This is a genomic window from Methylomicrobium agile (genome assembly GCF_000733855.1).
Taxonomy (GTDB): domain Bacteria; phylum Pseudomonadota; class Gammaproteobacteria; order Methylococcales; family Methylomonadaceae; genus Methylomicrobium; species Methylomicrobium agile.
Map to the genome: position 1 here is coordinate 1,510,649 of NZ_JPOJ01000001.1, position 15,679 is coordinate 1,526,327.

Sequence of the window (15,679 nt, forward strand, 5' to 3'; positions counted from 1 at the left end):
GAGCACAGCGCGTCGAACCCACCCTACATTTTATCGATTAATGCCTGAAGTGGCGCATGCCGGTAAAGACCATCGCCATGCCATGCTCGTCGGCCGCGGCGATCACTTCTTCGTCGCGGATCGAGCCGCCGGGGTGAATGACTGCGGTAATGCCGGCCTGGGCAGCGGCATCGATGCCGTCCCGAAATGGGAAGAACGCATCCGAAGCCATGACCGAGCCGGACACTACCAATCCTTCGTCGGCCGCCTTGATCCCGGCGATCTTCGCCGAATAGACCCGGCTCATCTGCCCCGCGCCGATGCCGATCGTCTGCCGGTCTTTGCCGTAGACGATCGCATTCGACTTGACGAATTTGGCGACTTTCCAAACGAACAGCAGGTCGCCGAGCTCTTCGGCGGTCGGCGCGCGCTTGCTGACGACCTGGATGTCGTGCACGCCGATCCGGCCGTTGTCCCGGTTCTGCACCAACAGACCGCCCGCAACGCGCTTGAAATCGAAGCCGGGCGTCTCACTACTTTGCCAGGCGCCGGATTCGAGCACGCGCACGTTCTGTTTCGCCGCGAGCACGTTCCGCGCCGCCTGGCCGACCGCCGGCGCGATGATCACCTCGACGAACTGGCGCTTGACGATTTCGGCCGCGGTGGCTTCGTCGAGCTCGCGGTTGAAGGCGATGATCCCACCGAACGCCGAGGTCGGGTCGGTCGCATAGGCGCGGTCGTAAGCCGCAAGCAGCGAATCGGCTTCGGCAACGCCGCAGGGATTGGCATGCTTGACGATCACGCAGGTCGGCTTTTGGTCGAACGACTTCACGCATTCGAGCGCGGCATCCGCATCGGCGATGTTGTTGTAAGAAAGCGCCTTGCCCTGCAGTTGCGCCGCCGCCGCGATCGTGCCGGCGGGCGGATTTTTTTCCTGGTAGAACGCCGCGGCCTGATGCGGATTCTCGCCGTAGCGCATCGTTTCTTTCAGATAAAACTGCAGATTCAGCGTGTCGGGGAACGGCTGTTCGTTGATCTTGGCGAGATAGCTCGCGATCGCAGTGTCGTAGCGCGCGGTATGCGCGAAACTGGTCAACGACAGTTTAAAGCGGGTCGCCTGGCTCAAGCCATTGTGTTGGGCCTTCAGTTCGGCCAGCACCGGAGCGTAATCGGCCGGCTCGACCACGACCGCGACATCGTTATAGTTTTTCGCGGCGGCGCGGATCATCGTCGGTCCGCCGATATCGATGTTTTCGATGGCGGTTTCCAGATCGCAATCCGGCTTGCCGATCGTCTGCTCGAACGGGTACAGGTTGACCACGACCAAGTCGATCGGCTCGATCCCATGCGCGGCCATCACTTGGTCGTCGATGCCGCGCCGGCCCAGAATCCCGCCGTGAATCTTCGGATGCAGCGTCTTCACGCGGCCGTCCATCATCTCGGGAAAACCGGTATGCTCGGAAACGTCGGTCACCGGAATCTTGTTTTCCGCCAAGGTTTTGGCGGTGCCGCCGGTGGACAGGATGACGATGCCGAGCTCGCTGAGTTCGCGGCAGAAATCGACGATTCCGGTCTTATCGGAAACGCTGACCAGCGCGCGTTTGATCGTTTTATTCATGGGTAATTGAAAAGGTGGAAAAAAATCGAGAAGTAAAAAATTTCGGATCAGGACAAACCGTATTGCTCCAGCTTTTTGCGCAGCGTGCTGCGGCTCAGGCCCAGCGCCTTCGCGGCTTTGGTCTGGTTATAGCCGCAATGGCGCAAAGCCGACTCGAGCAAAGGTTTTTCGATTTCGTTCATGACGATCGCATAAAGATTGGCGACGTCGTGATCCTTCATCTGTGCAAAGTACAGATCGATGGCCTGCTTGACGTGCGCCGACAAGGGAATCGAGTGCGTAGCGTTGGGGTCCAAGTGAGTTTCTCTTTTTTCTAGCTGACCGCTGGGTCCGCGGTCAAATCTGTCTGTGGGGGAGTTATCGGATGTTTCCATAAAATGTTCAACCCGACGGTTACGTTAAAAAATCCAGCGCCAGATGCATCAAACGCAGTTGCTCTGCGGATTGGGTGGCGGTATTGATCCTTTGCAGGGTCTCCCGGCCAATCAAGCCGAAAGGCCCCAAATACCAGCCGATGTGTTTGCGGGCGATTCTAACACCGGTCGATTCGCCGTAGAAATCGTACAATTGCTCGAGATGCGAGACGATCGTGTCCTTGATTGCCGCGGCGGACGGCTCCCAGCGCTTCTCGCCGCTCTCGAAAAAACGCAGGATCTGTTCGAATATCCAAGGATTGCCGCAGGCGGCGCGGCCGATCATGAGGCCGTCGGCCCCTGTCCTATCGAGCACGAACCGGGCCTTTTCGGGGCTGTCGATGTCGCCGTTGGCGATCACCGGCATCCGGACCGCCTGCTTGACCGCCGCAATCGTGTCGTATTCCGCCTCGCCGTTGAACTTGCAGGCGCGGGTGCGCCCGTGTACGGTCAATGCCGCGATGCCGGCGTTTTCGGCAATCCGGGCAATCGCGACCGCATTCCGGTTCTGCGCATCCCAGCCGGTCCGGATCTTCAGCGTCACAGGAACGCAGGCCGCCGCAACCACCGCATCGAGAATGCTGCCGACCCGCTTCTTGTCTCTCAGCAGCGCGGACCCGGCCGCCACCGAGCAGACTTTCTTGGCGGGACAGCCCATGTTGATATCGATGATATGGGCGCCGCGGTCGACGTTAAACCTGGCGGCCTCCGCCATTTGCGCGGGATCGGTGCCGAGAATCTGCACCGAACGCACGCCGCTTTCGCCTTCGCCATCCGATTTCAGCAGCGTTCGGGCATGCTGCCTGAAGGCCGGATTCGACGCGGTCATTTCCGAAACGGTCAGACCCGCGCCGAAGCGCTTGCAGGTCTCGCGGAAAGGGCGGTCGGTAATGCCCGCCATCGGCGCCAAAACCAGATTGTTAGCGAGTTGGTAAGGACCTATCCGCATCGGGTTCCACACGAACAAAAAAACAGAAAGTAAAACCCGCGGCAGCGGTGGAAAATCAAGCTAGTGCGCAGCGCCTCTGCGATGCGGGCGGCTGCGCCAGTGGGTCGGGATACGGCAAAACCCTGCCGGTATCTAAAATTCGATGTCGGAAGCGGCTGCCTCCGGGCACCGCTCCCTGATTGGCCGGCTCATTATCGGCCGAACCTGAGCTCGATCAGACAGAGGGGCCGGTCGCAGCCTGTTTGGCCGCCTCGGCTTCTTCATTCCAGATCGGATTGTCGAGGTCTTCCTTGTTCAGTTTGACGCGGTCTTCAGGATAAATATGCCAGAAAGACTGGTCGATCTTCGCATTGCTGTAGCCTTCCTTCTTTTCGTGAGTGAAAGGGCACCACCAGTTCTCGACGATCTTGACCATGTAGGCGTGCCATTCGAACACCGCGACGCTGACCGGGCAATACCAAGTGCAATTCAAAATCCAGTACAGCTTCGACTGCGACAGGCTGGCCTTGAAGGAGCCGTCCATCGTGATCTGGCTTTTCAGGTTATAGCGGTGGCTGTCCTTGGCGGGCAGAAATGCCGAGAAAGGCTTGATGTTGCGGCCGCCGATCAGGTGCAAATGAAAATAAACCATGTAGGCGCTCAGGAATACGAACGGCAAGGTCACGATCGGCAGATACACGAACACGAGGCCGACCGCCCGGCGCCAGACCGGAACCTGTTTATGATATTTGCCGATCTCGGCGCGGCCGGAACATGATTCACAAGCTTTCATTGTTATTCTTTATCCTCGTTTTTATGGGTTGATGTGCTTGTCGATACCGTATTGTTATCGTTAAGCAGTTGATAGATACTCAGGCAGCCGGCGCAGCAAAACTTCAACATCCCTTCGGGGGTTTGCAACGTAAAGCCTTCGATTTCAACAGGCTGGCCGCAGAGAACGCAAAAGTCGCGATATTCTACCTTGGTCATCAAGATGCCTCAATGACTTTATAAAGCGGACGAAACCGAACAAAAAAAGGTTTTCAAATACTGAGTCTCCGGAATCGCGGGATCGATCGGATGATCGGGCCCCTGGCCCCCCTGGGCGATAAAAGTCAGATGCCGGTCGATATGGCGTCCGGACGAACGCAGGATTTCGTGCAGATCTTCGCGGCTCAGATGGAACGAGCAGGAGGCAGAAATCAATAGGCCGTTTTTCGCGAGTACCTGCAGCGCCAAATGATTCAAACGCCGATAGGCCTCGTAACCTTGCGGGTAATCCTTCTTGCGTTTGATCAGCGCGGGCGGGTCGAGCACGATCATATCATAGAGCCGGCGTTCCTGGCGCGCCTGTTTCAAAAAATCGAACACGTCGCTGTGCGCGAACCGCATCCTGTCCTCGACGCCGTTCAAGGCGGCATTTTCGCGCGCCAGCTGCAGCGCCGCTTCGGAGGCGTCCACGCAGATCACTTCCAGTGCGCCGGCCCGCGCCGCCGGAATCGACCAGGCCCCGGTGTACGAAAACAAATCCAGAATGCGCTGCCCATTGGCGATCCGGGCCAGTTCCGCCCGGCTCATCCGGTGGTCGTAAAACCAGCCGGTCTTCTGGCCGCTCAGGATGTCGATCCGGAATTTTGCGCCGTTTTCCTCGATGACCAAAGGATCGGGCAATTCGCCGTAGGCGACGACCGATTCCATCGGCAAGCCTTCGAGCTGGCGCTGGCTGTTGTCGTTTTTCAGCACGATCGCGGCCGGATTCAGCAATTCGACCAGCGCGGCCAGCACGGCCTCCTTGCGTTGTTCGATCCCGGCCGTGGTAATCTGCGCGGACAAAACGTCGCCGAAACGGTCGATCACCAGTCCCGGCAGTCCGTCGCTCTCGCCGAACGCCAACCGGTAATAGGGTTTGTCGAACACTTTTTCGCGCTTTGCCAGCGCGGTGCCGATCCGATCCTTGAAGAAATTCGGCCCGCATTTCAGATTCGGCTTGCGCGACAGCAGGCGCGCGCAAATCAGCGCATTCGGATTCACATAGGCGGTGCCGAGCGGCTTGCCGTCATGCGCGGCCACCTGCGCCAGGTCGCCGGGCGCAAAGCGGTTCAGCGGCGAGCGCTTGATGTCGACTTCATTGCTGAATATCCACAAGTGCCCGAGGCGTAGGCGCTTGTCTTCGTTTTTCTTGAGAAAAAGTTCGGGAATGTCCATGTCTTAATCACTGAGATCGAAATGAAAACCGCCGACCTTCGTTTGCGTCGGGGCGATTTCAAGACTGATTTCGGCCGCGCCGTTCGCGGCCAATTGCGCATTTTCCGGCTGCCCGGCCAGATATTCGCCCGGCTGAAACAACCGGTATGCAAACGGCTGGCCGCCATAAGAGAGCAGGGTCAGACCGATGGCCGGATAGCGCATCGAAAATGACGACTCGTTGTTCAGCACCAGCTTGAACGCATAATGCCGGTTCGGCAGTTCGTCGAACGAATTGTGCAGGACGCTGAGTTCGGCCAGGTTTCGGTAGTCGGGCAACCGGCAATGCAAGGCTCCGCAGAGGTTTTCCAGGGCCGTACGCAATTTCGGGTTTTGCAAAGCGCGGACGCCTTCGAAATAGACGCCTTGCACAATCAGCAGGAAGAGGCCGGTAAAAAACCCGAAGCGCCACACCCGCGGGCTGCGCGTTTTTTTTTCGGCCCACGGTTCATCGTCCGGCGGCGCATCGGCAACCGCCTGCGTTTCGGTTTCGGCCAGGGTCGCCAGCGCATCGAACATCACCGCGCAGCGGCTGCAGCGCACCATGCCCCGGCCGCTGCGCAGCGCTTCCGGCGTCACAGCCTGCGTCGTCAGACATTCGGGGCAGCGGGTAAACATCACGGCTCAACGCTTCATTCCGTCCAGGCGAATCCAGTCTTCCTGCTGCGCCGGAGCGTTCAATTCGATGGAAGACCGGTAGGCATCCGCGACCTGCCCGGTCTGTTCGGCCAGAATACCGGACAGCACCAGCGCGCCGCCCGGCTTGACCAGATCGGAAATCCTTTCGCTGAGCTCGCACAAAGGTTTCGCGAGAATGTTGGCCAGCACGATCTCGGCCTGCATCTTCGGCAGTTGTTCCGGCAGATAAACCTTGATCCTGTCCTGTACCGCATTTTTTTCGGCATTGCTCAACGTCGCGGTCAGTGCCTGCGGATCGATATCGACCGCATGGGCTTCCTTCGCGCCGAGCAGCACCGCGGCGACCGCGAGAATGCCCGAACCGCAGCCGTAATCGATCACGGTCTTGCCGGCCGGATCGTGCTCGGCCAGCCATTCCAGACAGAGCGCGGTGGTTGGGTGGGTGCCGGTGCCGAACGCCAGGCCCGGATCGAGCAGCATGCAGACGGTGCCCGGCTCGTGTTGTTCCTGGCCGGTCGGGCAAACCCAGAGTTTGTCGCCGAATCTCATCGGATGGTAATACTCCATCCAGGCGCGCTCCCACGCCTGATCTTCGATTTGCTCTACGCGCCAGTCGCGCAGCCGATCGGAGCCGAAGGCCTTGAGTACCCGTTCGGTCACCGCTTCGAGATGGGTATCGAGTTCGTACAGCGCGATCACCTGCGTATTGCTCCAGATCTTTGTTTCGCCGATCGCGGGTTCGTAAACCGGCTCGTCCTCGGCGTCCATATAGGTCACCGATACCGCGCCGAGATCATCGAACAGTTCGGCGACTTGGGGAGCGGTACTCTCGTCAGTGATTACGGTAATTTGTTGCCAAGCCATACGGAGAGAAAGGTAAAAAAACAAGATGTAGGGCGGATTAGACGCGCTCCATGTTGCGCTTTCCGGCTTAGCGGAGCTTTCCGCGCGTCGTAATCCGCCGAATGAAGGTGACTCCCAATGGCGGCGGATTACGACGCGCGGAAAGGACAATGAAACCGGAGAGTACATAGGAAAGCGCGTCTTCGGCAACCGCTCCATGCGTTGCCCTCTCTCCTGCATCCGTGCAGTCGTAATCCGCCCTACGAATAACCACCTTTACGGATCAATACAAACCCAGCTTCTTTTCCAGGTAATGGATATTCTGCCCGCCGGCCGCGAAGGCGCTGTCGCTCATGATTTCCTGCTGCAGCGGAATATTGGTCTTGATGCCTTCGATGATGATTTCGCTGAGCGCGGTATTCATCCGCGCGATCGCGCTCTTGCGGTCTTCGCCGTGCGCGATCAGCTTGCCGATCATCGAATCGTAATACGGCGGCACCTTATAGCCGTTATAGATGTGCGTTTCGCAGCGGATGCCGGGACCGCCGGGCATGTGGAACTGCTCGATGGTGCCGGGACACGGCATGAACGTCCTCGGATCCTCCGCATTCAGGCGGCATTCGATCGCATGGCCGGTCATCTTGACCTGATCCTGCGTGATCGAGAGCGGCTCGCCGGCCGCAATCCGCAATTGCTCCTTCACGATGTCGAAGCCGGTGACCATTTCGGTGACCGGATGCTCGACCTGCACCCGCGTATTCATTTCGATGAAATAGAACTCGCCTTTTTCATACAGGAATTCGAACGTGCCGGCGCCCAGATAGCCGATGTCGATGCAGGCTTTCGCGCAACGTTCGCCGATTTCGCGGCGCTGTTCCTCGGTAATGCCGGGCGCGGGCGCTTCCTCGACGACTTTCTGGTGGCGGCGCTGCATCGAGCAGTCGCGCTCGCCCAAATGGATCGCATTGCCGTGCGCGTCCGCGATCACCTGGAATTCGATATGGCGCGGGTCTTCGAGGAATTTTTCCATGTACACCGTCGCATTGCCGAACGCGTTGGCCGCCTCGGCCTTGGTCATCGCGATCGCGTTCAGCAGCGCCGCTTCGGTGTGCACGGTGCGCATGCCGCGCCCGCCGCCGCCGCCGGCTGCCTTGATGATGACCGGGTAGCCGATTTCGCGCGCGAGTTTCAGGTTTTTCTCCTGATCGTCCGGCAGCGGGTCGCCGTTGCCGGGCACGCAGGGAATGCCGGCCGCAAGCATCGCTTTTTTCGCGGAAATCTTGTCGCCCATCAAGCGGATCGTGTCCGCGTTCGGACCGATGAACACGAAACCGCTCTGTTTGACCTTTTCCGAAAAATCGGCATTTTCGGCCAGAAAGCCGTAGCCCGGATGGATCGCTTCGGCATCGGTCACCTCGGCCGCGCTGATGATCGCGGGAATGTTCAGATAGCTGTCGATCGACGGCGCGGGGCCGATGCAGACCGACTCGTCGGCCAGGCGCACATGCTTCAGGTTTCGGTCCGCCTCGGAATGCACCGCGACGACCTTCACGCCGAGCTCCCGGCAGGCGCGCAAAATGCGCAACGCGATTTCGCCGCGATTGGCGATCACAATTTTGTCGAACATAAGGCGCTCCGTTATTCGATCACAAACAGCGGCTGGCCGTATTCGACAGGCTCGGCGTTCTCGACCAGAATTTTGGTAATGGTGCCGCTTTTGTCCGCTTCGATCTGGTTCAGGATCTTCATGGCCTCGATGATGCAAAGCGTGTCGCCTGCCTGCACCTTCTGGCCGACGTCGGTAAACGGTTTCGCGCCGGGGGACGCGGAGCGGTAGAAAGTGCCGACCATCGGCGACTTCACGATATGGCCGGTGATGACTTCTTCGCCGGCAGGCGCGGCGGGAGCGGCCGCGGCAGAAGCAGCCGGCACGGGCGCAGCCGGTTGCGACGCATAGACGACCGGCGCGGGCGCGGCGGAATAGCGGCTGATCCGGACGAATTCCTCGCCCTCCTTAATCTCGATTTCGGCGATACCCGATTCTTCGATAATCTCAATCAGTTTTTTTATTTTTCTAATATCCATGATTAATGTCTCTCGGCTAATATCTGATGTGCAGCCCGTAAGGCCAATTCGTATCCTGTGGCTCCCAGCCCGGAAATCACGCCTTTGGCGATATCCGAAAAGTAGGAATGTTTTCTAAACGGTTCACGCGCGTGCACATTCGACAGATGCACCTCGATGAACGGAATCCGGGTCGCGAGCAGGGCGTCGCGCAGCGCGACGCTGGTATGCGTGAATGCGGCAGGATTGATGATGATGAAATCCACCCCGTCGTGATAGGCCTGGTGCACCTGTCCGACGATTTCGTGTTCGGCGTTGGTCTGGTGAAAAACCAGCCGGTGCTGGAATCCTTCGGCCATGTTGGCCAGCGTTTGCCGGATATCGTCCAGCGTCTTGTTGCCGTAATGGCCGGGTTCGCGGATCCCCAATAAATTCAGATTTGGCCCGTTCAGAACGGCAATCGTCGCCATGCGTGCAACCTGCGAATGAAAAACGGCGGAAATTATCCCACAATTTCCGCACGATTTGCAGAGTTTAATCCAAATATATTAATTTTCCGGGAAGATAGCGTCATTAAGCCGGAGTTTTGGCGCCATTCGAAAAAAAGCGGGGCAACAAATAGCCTTTTACTCCAGCAGGCCGTCGATGATTTTCGCCAGCTCCGGCTTCGAGAATTTGCCGAGATGCCGGTCCCGGATCATCCCCTGCCGGTCGACCACGACCGTGAAAGGAATCGCTTCGGCCCGGTTGCCCAATTGGCCGGCCAGCGCCATGCCCTGCTCACCCGCGATCAGGGTCGGATAATTGATCTTGACGGAGTCGAGATACTCTTCGACCGGCGCCTTGTCCTCCAGCGCCACCCCGATCACCTGCACGCCCTGCGCCGCATACTGCGTCTGCAAAGCGACCAGGTCGGGCATCTCCTCGCGGCAGGAAGGACACCAGGTCGCCCAAAAATTGATCACGAGAATTTTGTCTTTCCATTCCCTGACCGAACGATTTTGGCCCGACAAATCGGGCAGCGTAAATTCGGGCAAAGGCGAAGCCTCGGCTTCCGGGGCGGGATACAGGCTGTAGCGCAGCGCGATGCCGCCGGCCAGCGCCAATAACCCGATGATGATCACAATAGCCGCCTGTTTCATGGTTTGATCCGTTGCAAGGTTTCGATGAAGGTGCTGCTGTCCTGATAGCCGATCACGCGCTGCGCGGCCCTTTCCTGCCGGTCCGGACCGAAGAACAGGATCGCCGGCGGGCCGATCAGTTTGAATTTTGCGAGCAGGGCCTGGTCTTGTTCCGAATTTTCGGTCACGTCGGCCTGCAGCAGCACAAAATCGGCCAGCGCCTGTTTGACCTTCGGGTCGGTAAAAGTATAGGCTTCCATCTCCTTGCAGGAGATGCACCAGTCGGCGTAAAAATCGAGCATCACATAGCGGCCCTGCGCGCTAGCTTCTTCAATCCGCTGTTCGAGCTCCCGAAGATTCGCGACGCGCCGAAAAACGATGCCTTCCTGCCTGGCCCCGGCGCTGGCCCCGCTGATCAACACGCCCTGCAAAGGCTTGAGCGGATTGGTGGCGCCGCCCGAAACGCCGATCAACAACAATAAGCCGTAAGCCAGCATGATCAGGCCGACGCCTTTCCAGAGCTTCCGCCAGCCGCTGCTGTGTTCGGGTAAAGGATCGATCGCGCTCAGGTAGATCGACGGAATGATCAAGAGCATCGCCCACAACAGCATGCTGACCGCCGGCGGCAGGATCCGGCTCAACATCCAGACCGCCATCGCCAGCATGATTACCCCGAACACGCCCTTGGTCGCGTTCAGCCAGCCTCCGGCCTTCGGCAGCAGCTTGCCGGCCGAGGCGCCGACCAGCAGCAGCGGCGCGCCCATGCCCATGCCCATCGCGAACAGCGCGCTGCCGCCCAGCACCGCATCGCCGGTCTGGCCGATATAGATCAGCGCCGCCGCCAGAGGCGCGGCCACGCACGGCCCGACGATCAGGGACGACAGCGAACCCATGATCGCCGCCCCCCACAGCGACCCGTCGCGGTGCCGCTCGCTCGAATTGTGCAGTCCGGCCTGCCAGGATTTCGGCAATTCGAGATGGTAAAAGCCGAACATCGACAGCGACAGCAGCACGAAAACCGCACTGAAGACCGCAATGATCCAGGGCTGCTGAAAGGTGGTCTGCAGGTTGCCGCCGAACAGCGCGGCAAGGACGCCGAACAAGGTATAAGTCAGCGCCGAGGCGACCACATAACTGAGCGAGAGCAGAAAGGCGCGCAGCGTGGTGATCGCACGGTGGCCGACGATGATGCCGGACAGGATCGGAATCATCGGGAAGATGCAAGGGGTAAACGACAACAACAGCCCGAAGCCGAAAAAGCTGGCCAGCGTCATGCCCAGGCTGTCGTGCTTGAGCAGTTGCACGATCCGGTCCTGTTCCGACACCGGCGCCTGCGGTTTCGCAGTCGCCGCAGCCATCCGCTGCGCCACGGGCAAGTCCAGCCTCACTGTCTTGCTCATCGGCGGATAGCAGACGCCACGCTCGGCGCAGCCCTGATAGGAGGCCTTCAGCGTGACCGTCTGCGCGGCCTGGCCGCCGCGCCGCAGCGGCAGATCGAAACTCAGCTCGTCGTGAAAAACCTCGACCTGCCCGAACTCCGGGTCGTCCTTCGGTTCGCCGCGCGGCATTTCGTAAATGTCCAGCGCAGTGCCGCCCGCCTCGATCAATTCGAGTTTCGTCTTGTCCCGGTACATGTAATAGCCGGGCGCGATCCGCCAGTTCACCTGCAAGGTATTCGGATCGCCGACCGCCGCGGAAAATTGGAAGGCTTGATCGGGCGGCAACAGATCCTCCTGCGCCGAAGAAGCCAGACCGGCGATGCCCTTGACCAGATTCTGGAGCGGATTGGCGGAAACGGCGGCGGCCACAACCGGTAGCGCGATGTCGAGCGTTTTCTTTTGTGGCGGATAACAGACCCCTTCGTCCGAACAGCCCTGGTAACGCGCCAGCACGCTTACCGAGCGAATCGCGTCGCCTGCCTTTACCGGCACCGGCACCGTCAGCTTGTTCCGGTAATGCACCGTATCGCCGAGCACTTCGTCATGCAGGGTTTTGCCTTCCGGCAGGCGAGGCGTGCCGAGTTCGACCCCCTCGGTCCTGGACTCGAAACGCAAATTTTTCCGGTATAAAGAAAAGCCTTCGGCAATGTTCCAGGAAAATTCAAGCTGGCCACGCGAAAGCGCCAGCGCCGAAACCTTGAACGCCTGGTCGGGCGGCAGCAAGTCTTCGCCGTTCAGGGCGAAGGCCGCGTTTTGGACAGTGAGCAAACAGAAAAAAATCAGTCGGTAGAGACGCATGCATCGATCCAGGTCAGGTAATCGGACAGGCCGTGCGCGATGGGCAGGGCAATGATTTCGGGCAGGTCATAGGGATGCTGCTCGCGTATCGCCTGCTCGACGGCCGGATAGCGGACGCCGGCCGTTTTGATCAGCAGCAGATGCTCTTCGGCCGTTTCCAGACGGTTTTCCCAGGTGTAAAACGAGGTCAGCCCGGGCAGGATGTTCACGCAGGCGGCCAGCCGGCCTTCGACCAGCCGTTTGGCGAGGGTTTCCGCTGTTTCCCGGTCCGGGCAGGTGCAAAGAATCAATTGGGCATCGTTCGGCATGTTTTGCAGGCGAATAAGCGAAAAGCGGATATTATGCTAGAAATCCGCTGTCAATATCTTTAGTATTGCTGGATTTATCAAGTCAGACCCCAAACCGAGCCCTTAGATGAGAATCTTCCAGTTATTGTTCCTGTTCCTCCTGATCCTTCCGTTCGCGGAGATTTATCTGCTGCTGACGGTCGGCGGCCTCATCGGCGCCTTTCCGACCATCGCGCTGGTGGTGTTTACCGCGGTGCTCGGTGCATGGCTGCTCAGACGGCAGGGCTTTCAAACGCTCCGGCGCTTTCAGGAAAACCTGGCGCAAGGCAACGTGCCGACCTACGAAATCATCGAAGGACCGATCCTGCTGGTCGGCGCGGCCCTGCTGCTGACGCCCGGATTCATCACCGACCTGTTGGGGATGATTTGCCTGATTCCGCCCCTGCGCCAAAAAATCGCCCAGTATATTCTCGAAAAACATATGATCCAGGTAATCCAGTCGAACAGCCCCTTCGGTCCGCGCGGAGCGGCGCGCGGGGATGCGCTGGAAGGGGAATTCCGGAAGGAAGATTGAGCGCGGGCGAATGGGCCACGCTTTACGCCTCCGCAAAGACGAAAGCGCTCGGAAATCAGGCTCAAGACAGGCAGCATACGGTCCCGAGCCTGACGGATATCATTCGCCGGAGGGAGCCGAACCGGCCGTGCCGCAGGTATTCTTGCCGAGACCGCCATAAACCGGGCAAAAGCCGGAGAAGCCGCTCGCAATCAGCGCGCAGCCGACAACCAGCAAAAAGATCGATGCGGTGACGACCGAAAGCACAAACAGCGCGGCGCCGCCGTAAATGCGGTATTTTTTTTCCTTATCGCCGACATTGTGTTCAAATTTGAACATACGTTTAAAATCAAAACTCATCTTCTTACCCTCACTGTGTCATTGTTGTTTTTCCGCCAAGCACGGCCCCTGCCTGTCACGCCCAGAGCCGAACAAATATACACAGCCACAAAAAATGTGCAAGCAATAAAATGATCGACGTCACTCTCCTTCTCGACCCTCTGAACGACGCGCAGCGCCGGGCCGTCACCGCGCCTTCGCGGCCCATGCTGGTGCTGGCCGGCGCCGGCAGCGGCAAAACCCGCGTGCTGGTGCACCGGATCGCCTGGCAGATCCAGGTGCAGGGCGTTTCGCCGCACGGCATTCTGGCGGTCACCTTCACCAATAAGGCCGCCCGCGAAATGCGGGGCCGGATCGAAGAACTGTTGCAGCGGCCGACCCGCAACCTATGGATCGGCACCTTCCACGGCCTCGCGCACCGGCTGCTCCGCCGCCACGCGAAACAGGCGAAACTGCCGGACGCCTTTCAGGTGATGGATACCGCCGACCAGTTGCGCGTGACCAAGCGCGTGCTGCAGGCCTTGAACCTGGACGAGGCGCGCTGGCCGCCGAAACAGGTGCAATGGTTCATCAACGCGCAAAAGGACGAAGGCGTCCGCGCCCGGCACATGCCCGAAACCGGCGATCTGTATCTAAGGCAGATGAGCGCGATTTACCGCGCCTACGAAGAACTGTGCGACCGCTCGGGTCTGGTCGATTTCGCGGAGCTGCTGCTCAGAACGCACGAGCTTCTGCGCGACAATCCCGAGGTGCTGGCCTTCTACCAGCAACGCTTCGAGCAGGTGCATGTCGACGAGTTCCAGGACACCAATACGATCCAGTACGCCTGGCTGCGCCTGTTGACCCAGGACCGGAACAACCTGTTCGTGGTCGGCGACGACGACCAGTCGATCTACGGCTGGCGCGGCGCGCGGATCGAGAACCTCTACAGTTTCCAGCAGCATTTTCCGAATCACGAAGTCATCAAGCTCGAACAGAACTATCGCTCGACCGGCACCATTCTGAAAGCCGCGAACTGGGTCATCGCGCACAACGAGGGCCGGCTCGGCAAGGAGCTGTGGACCGAATCCGGCGAAGGCGAGCCGATTTCGCTGTATGCGGCGTTCAACGAGCAGGACGAAGCCTTTTTCGTAATCGAACGGATCCGCGCCTGGATCGGCGAAGGCTGCGCGCGCCGGGACGCGGCGATTCTGTACCGTTCGAACGCACAGTCCAGGCAATTCGAGGAACGGCTGTTCCAGGCCGGCATTCCCTACCGCGTTTACGGCGGCCTGCGCTTTTTCGATCGCGCCGAAATCAAGAACGCGCTGGCTTATCTCCGGCTGACCGCGAACCGGAACGACGACGTTTCGTTCGAGCGGATCGTCAACACCCCGACGCGGGGGATCGGCGAAAAAACGGTCGACGACATCCGGAATGTCGCCCGCGACCGCGGCACCTCGCTCTGGAACGCGGCGGCATCCATGCTCGAACAGCGCCTGCTGAGCGCCCGCGCCGGCAACGCGCTGGCCGGATTTTTGCAGCTGATCGACCGGATGGCGGCCGAAACCGAAGGCATGGAGCTCTTCGAACAGGTCAAACGGGTCATCGAAAAATCCGGCCTGATCGCATTCTATCAAAACAGCAAAGGCGACCAGGGCGAAGAGCGGATCGAAAACCTCGAAGAACTGGTCAATGCGGCCCGCCTGTTCGATTTCAACGCCGACAACGAGGAAAACCTCGCCCCGCTCGAACTGTTTCTCGCGCATGCGGCCCTCGAAGCCGGCGAGATGCAGGGGGACGATTTCGACGACTGCGTGCAGTTGATGACCCTGCATTCGGCCAAGGGCCTCGAATTCAAGGTCGTGTTCATGGTGGGAATGGAAGAAGGCCTGTTTCCCTCGCTGCAGTCGGTCGAAGACCCGCAGCGCCTCGAAGAGGAGCGCCGGCTCTGCTATGTCGGGATGACCCGAGCCATGCAAACCTTATATATGACCTACGCCGAATCCCGGCGCCTCTACGGCCGCGAAACCTATCCACGCCCGTCCCGGTTCCTGCGCGAGATTCCGGACGAATGCGTCCAGGAAGTCCGACTGCGCGCGAACGTCAGCCGTCCGGCCGCCGCCTCGCCCGCGAAACCCTCGGCATCCCCGTCCCTGTCGGTTAGCCGGTACAAGCTCGGCCAGCGCGTCAGCCATGCGAAGTTCGGCGAAGGGATGATCCTGCAGCTCGAAGGCCAGGGCGCCCAGGAGCGCGCGCAAATCAATTTCAAGGGCGTGGGCGTCAAATGGCTGATGCTGGCTTATGCGGGGCTCGAAACCCTGCCGTGAAAAGCCGTCAAGCGCATCCCGCCCGTCAAAGCCGTGACACTCAGCATACGCACAATGTGCGCATTAATCCTAACCCGCGCCCATCAAGATACGTTAAAATGATCT

General features: G+C 59.6%; 17 protein-coding genes. 2 read left to right on the forward strand and 15 right to left on the reverse strand.

From position 1 onward, the window contains the following. Positions 1-37 precede the first annotated feature (37 nt). The 14 genes from purH to cutA all read right to left on the reverse strand — a co-directional run bounded on the left by purH (position 38) and on the right by cutA (position 12,394). On the reverse strand, positions 38-1,597 hold the full coding sequence (purH, locus tag CC94_RS0107270; protein ID WP_005368443.1) for a bifunctional phosphoribosylaminoimidazolecarboxamide formyltransferase/IMP cyclohydrolase: 1,560 nt from the start codon (positions 1,595-1,597) through the stop codon (positions 38-40). A 47-nt stretch (positions 1,598-1,644) separates the two neighbouring features. Beyond that, on the reverse strand, positions 1,645-1,893 hold the full coding sequence (locus CC94_RS0107275) for a helix-turn-helix domain-containing protein (protein WP_036303809.1): 249 nt from the start codon (positions 1,891-1,893) through the stop codon (positions 1,645-1,647). A gap of 97 nt (positions 1,894-1,990) precedes the next feature. Continuing rightward, the gene (gene dusB / locus CC94_RS0107280; RefSeq protein ID WP_005368447.1) at positions 1,991-2,959 is read right to left on the reverse strand and encodes a tRNA dihydrouridine synthase DusB; all 969 of its coding nucleotides are present in this window, start codon (positions 2,957-2,959) and stop codon (positions 1,991-1,993) included. A gap of 214 nt (positions 2,960-3,173) precedes the next feature. Further along, on the reverse strand, positions 3,174-3,731 hold the full coding sequence (locus CC94_RS0107285; RefSeq protein ID WP_005368449.1) for a hypothetical protein: 558 nt from the start codon (positions 3,729-3,731) through the stop codon (positions 3,174-3,176). A gap of 2 nt (positions 3,732-3,733) precedes the next feature. Further along, positions 3,734-3,928, reverse strand: coding sequence for a heavy metal translocating P-type ATPase metal-binding domain-containing protein (locus CC94_RS0107290; RefSeq protein WP_005368451.1), 195 nt, complete (start codon positions 3,926-3,928; stop codon positions 3,734-3,736). An 18-nt stretch (positions 3,929-3,946) separates the two neighbouring features. Beyond that, positions 3,947-5,143 (reverse strand): class I SAM-dependent rRNA methyltransferase, encoded by a 1,197-nt coding sequence (locus tag CC94_RS0107295; RefSeq protein WP_005368453.1) that lies wholly within the window; start codon positions 5,141-5,143, stop codon positions 3,947-3,949. Positions 5,144-5,146: 3 nt separating this feature from the next. Next, on the reverse strand, positions 5,147-5,800 hold the full coding sequence (locus CC94_RS0107300) for a zinc-ribbon and DUF3426 domain-containing protein (protein WP_005368455.1): 654 nt from the start codon (positions 5,798-5,800) through the stop codon (positions 5,147-5,149). Positions 5,801-5,806: 6 nt separating this feature from the next. Next, positions 5,807-6,685 carry a 50S ribosomal protein L11 methyltransferase gene (gene prmA, locus CC94_RS0107305; protein ID WP_005368462.1) on the reverse strand — a complete coding sequence of 293 codons (879 nt, stop codon included), beginning with the start codon at positions 6,683-6,685 and terminating at the stop codon, positions 5,807-5,809. Between the two features lie 262 nt (positions 6,686-6,947). Then, positions 6,948-8,291 carry an acetyl-CoA carboxylase biotin carboxylase subunit gene (gene accC, locus CC94_RS0107310; RefSeq protein ID WP_005368464.1) on the reverse strand — a complete coding sequence of 448 codons (1,344 nt, stop codon included), beginning with the start codon at positions 8,289-8,291 and terminating at the stop codon, positions 6,948-6,950. Positions 8,292-8,302: 11 nt separating this feature from the next. Further along, entirely contained in the window at positions 8,303-8,749 is a 447-nt protein-coding gene (accB, locus tag CC94_RS0107315) for an acetyl-CoA carboxylase biotin carboxyl carrier protein (RefSeq protein WP_005368465.1), read from the reverse strand. A 2-nt stretch (positions 8,750-8,751) separates the two neighbouring features. Next, positions 8,752-9,198, reverse strand: a complete 447-nt coding sequence (gene aroQ / locus CC94_RS0107320) for a type II 3-dehydroquinate dehydratase (protein ID WP_005368468.1) — start codon at positions 9,196-9,198, stop codon at positions 8,752-8,754. Positions 9,199-9,354: 156 nt separating this feature from the next. Beyond that, the gene (locus CC94_RS0107325; protein ID WP_005368470.1) at positions 9,355-9,870 is read right to left on the reverse strand and encodes a TlpA family protein disulfide reductase; all 516 of its coding nucleotides are present in this window, start codon (positions 9,868-9,870) and stop codon (positions 9,355-9,357) included. Then, positions 9,867-12,086 (reverse strand): protein-disulfide reductase DsbD, encoded by a 2,220-nt coding sequence (dsbD, locus tag CC94_RS0107330; protein ID WP_005368472.1) that lies wholly within the window; start codon positions 12,084-12,086, stop codon positions 9,867-9,869. Before dsbD ends, CC94_RS0107325 begins: the two co-directional genes overlap by 4 nt. Continuing rightward, the gene (cutA, locus tag CC94_RS0107335) at positions 12,068-12,394 is read right to left on the reverse strand and encodes a divalent-cation tolerance protein CutA (RefSeq protein ID WP_005368473.1); all 327 of its coding nucleotides are present in this window, start codon (positions 12,392-12,394) and stop codon (positions 12,068-12,070) included. Before cutA ends, dsbD begins: the two co-directional genes overlap by 19 nt. Positions 12,395-12,500: 106 nt before the next feature. On the opposite strand from cutA, the gene CC94_RS0107340 reads away from it, so the two are divergent. Next, the gene (locus tag CC94_RS0107340; protein ID WP_005368476.1) at positions 12,501-12,947 is read left to right on the forward strand and encodes an FxsA family protein; all 447 of its coding nucleotides are present in this window, start codon (positions 12,501-12,503) and stop codon (positions 12,945-12,947) included. Between the two features lie 99 nt (positions 12,948-13,046). On the opposite strand, the gene CC94_RS0107345 is transcribed toward CC94_RS0107340, so the two are convergent. After that, positions 13,047-13,286, reverse strand: a complete 240-nt coding sequence (locus tag CC94_RS0107345) for a YgaP family membrane protein (RefSeq protein WP_005368478.1) — start codon at positions 13,284-13,286, stop codon at positions 13,047-13,049. A 110-nt stretch (positions 13,287-13,396) separates the two neighbouring features. Here CC94_RS0107345 and uvrD point away from each other — a divergent pair, with 110 nt between their 5' ends. Then, positions 13,397-15,574, forward strand: a complete 2,178-nt coding sequence (gene uvrD / locus CC94_RS0107350) for a DNA helicase II (RefSeq protein WP_005368480.1) — start codon at positions 13,397-13,399, stop codon at positions 15,572-15,574. Positions 15,575-15,679: the final 105 nt, after the last annotated feature.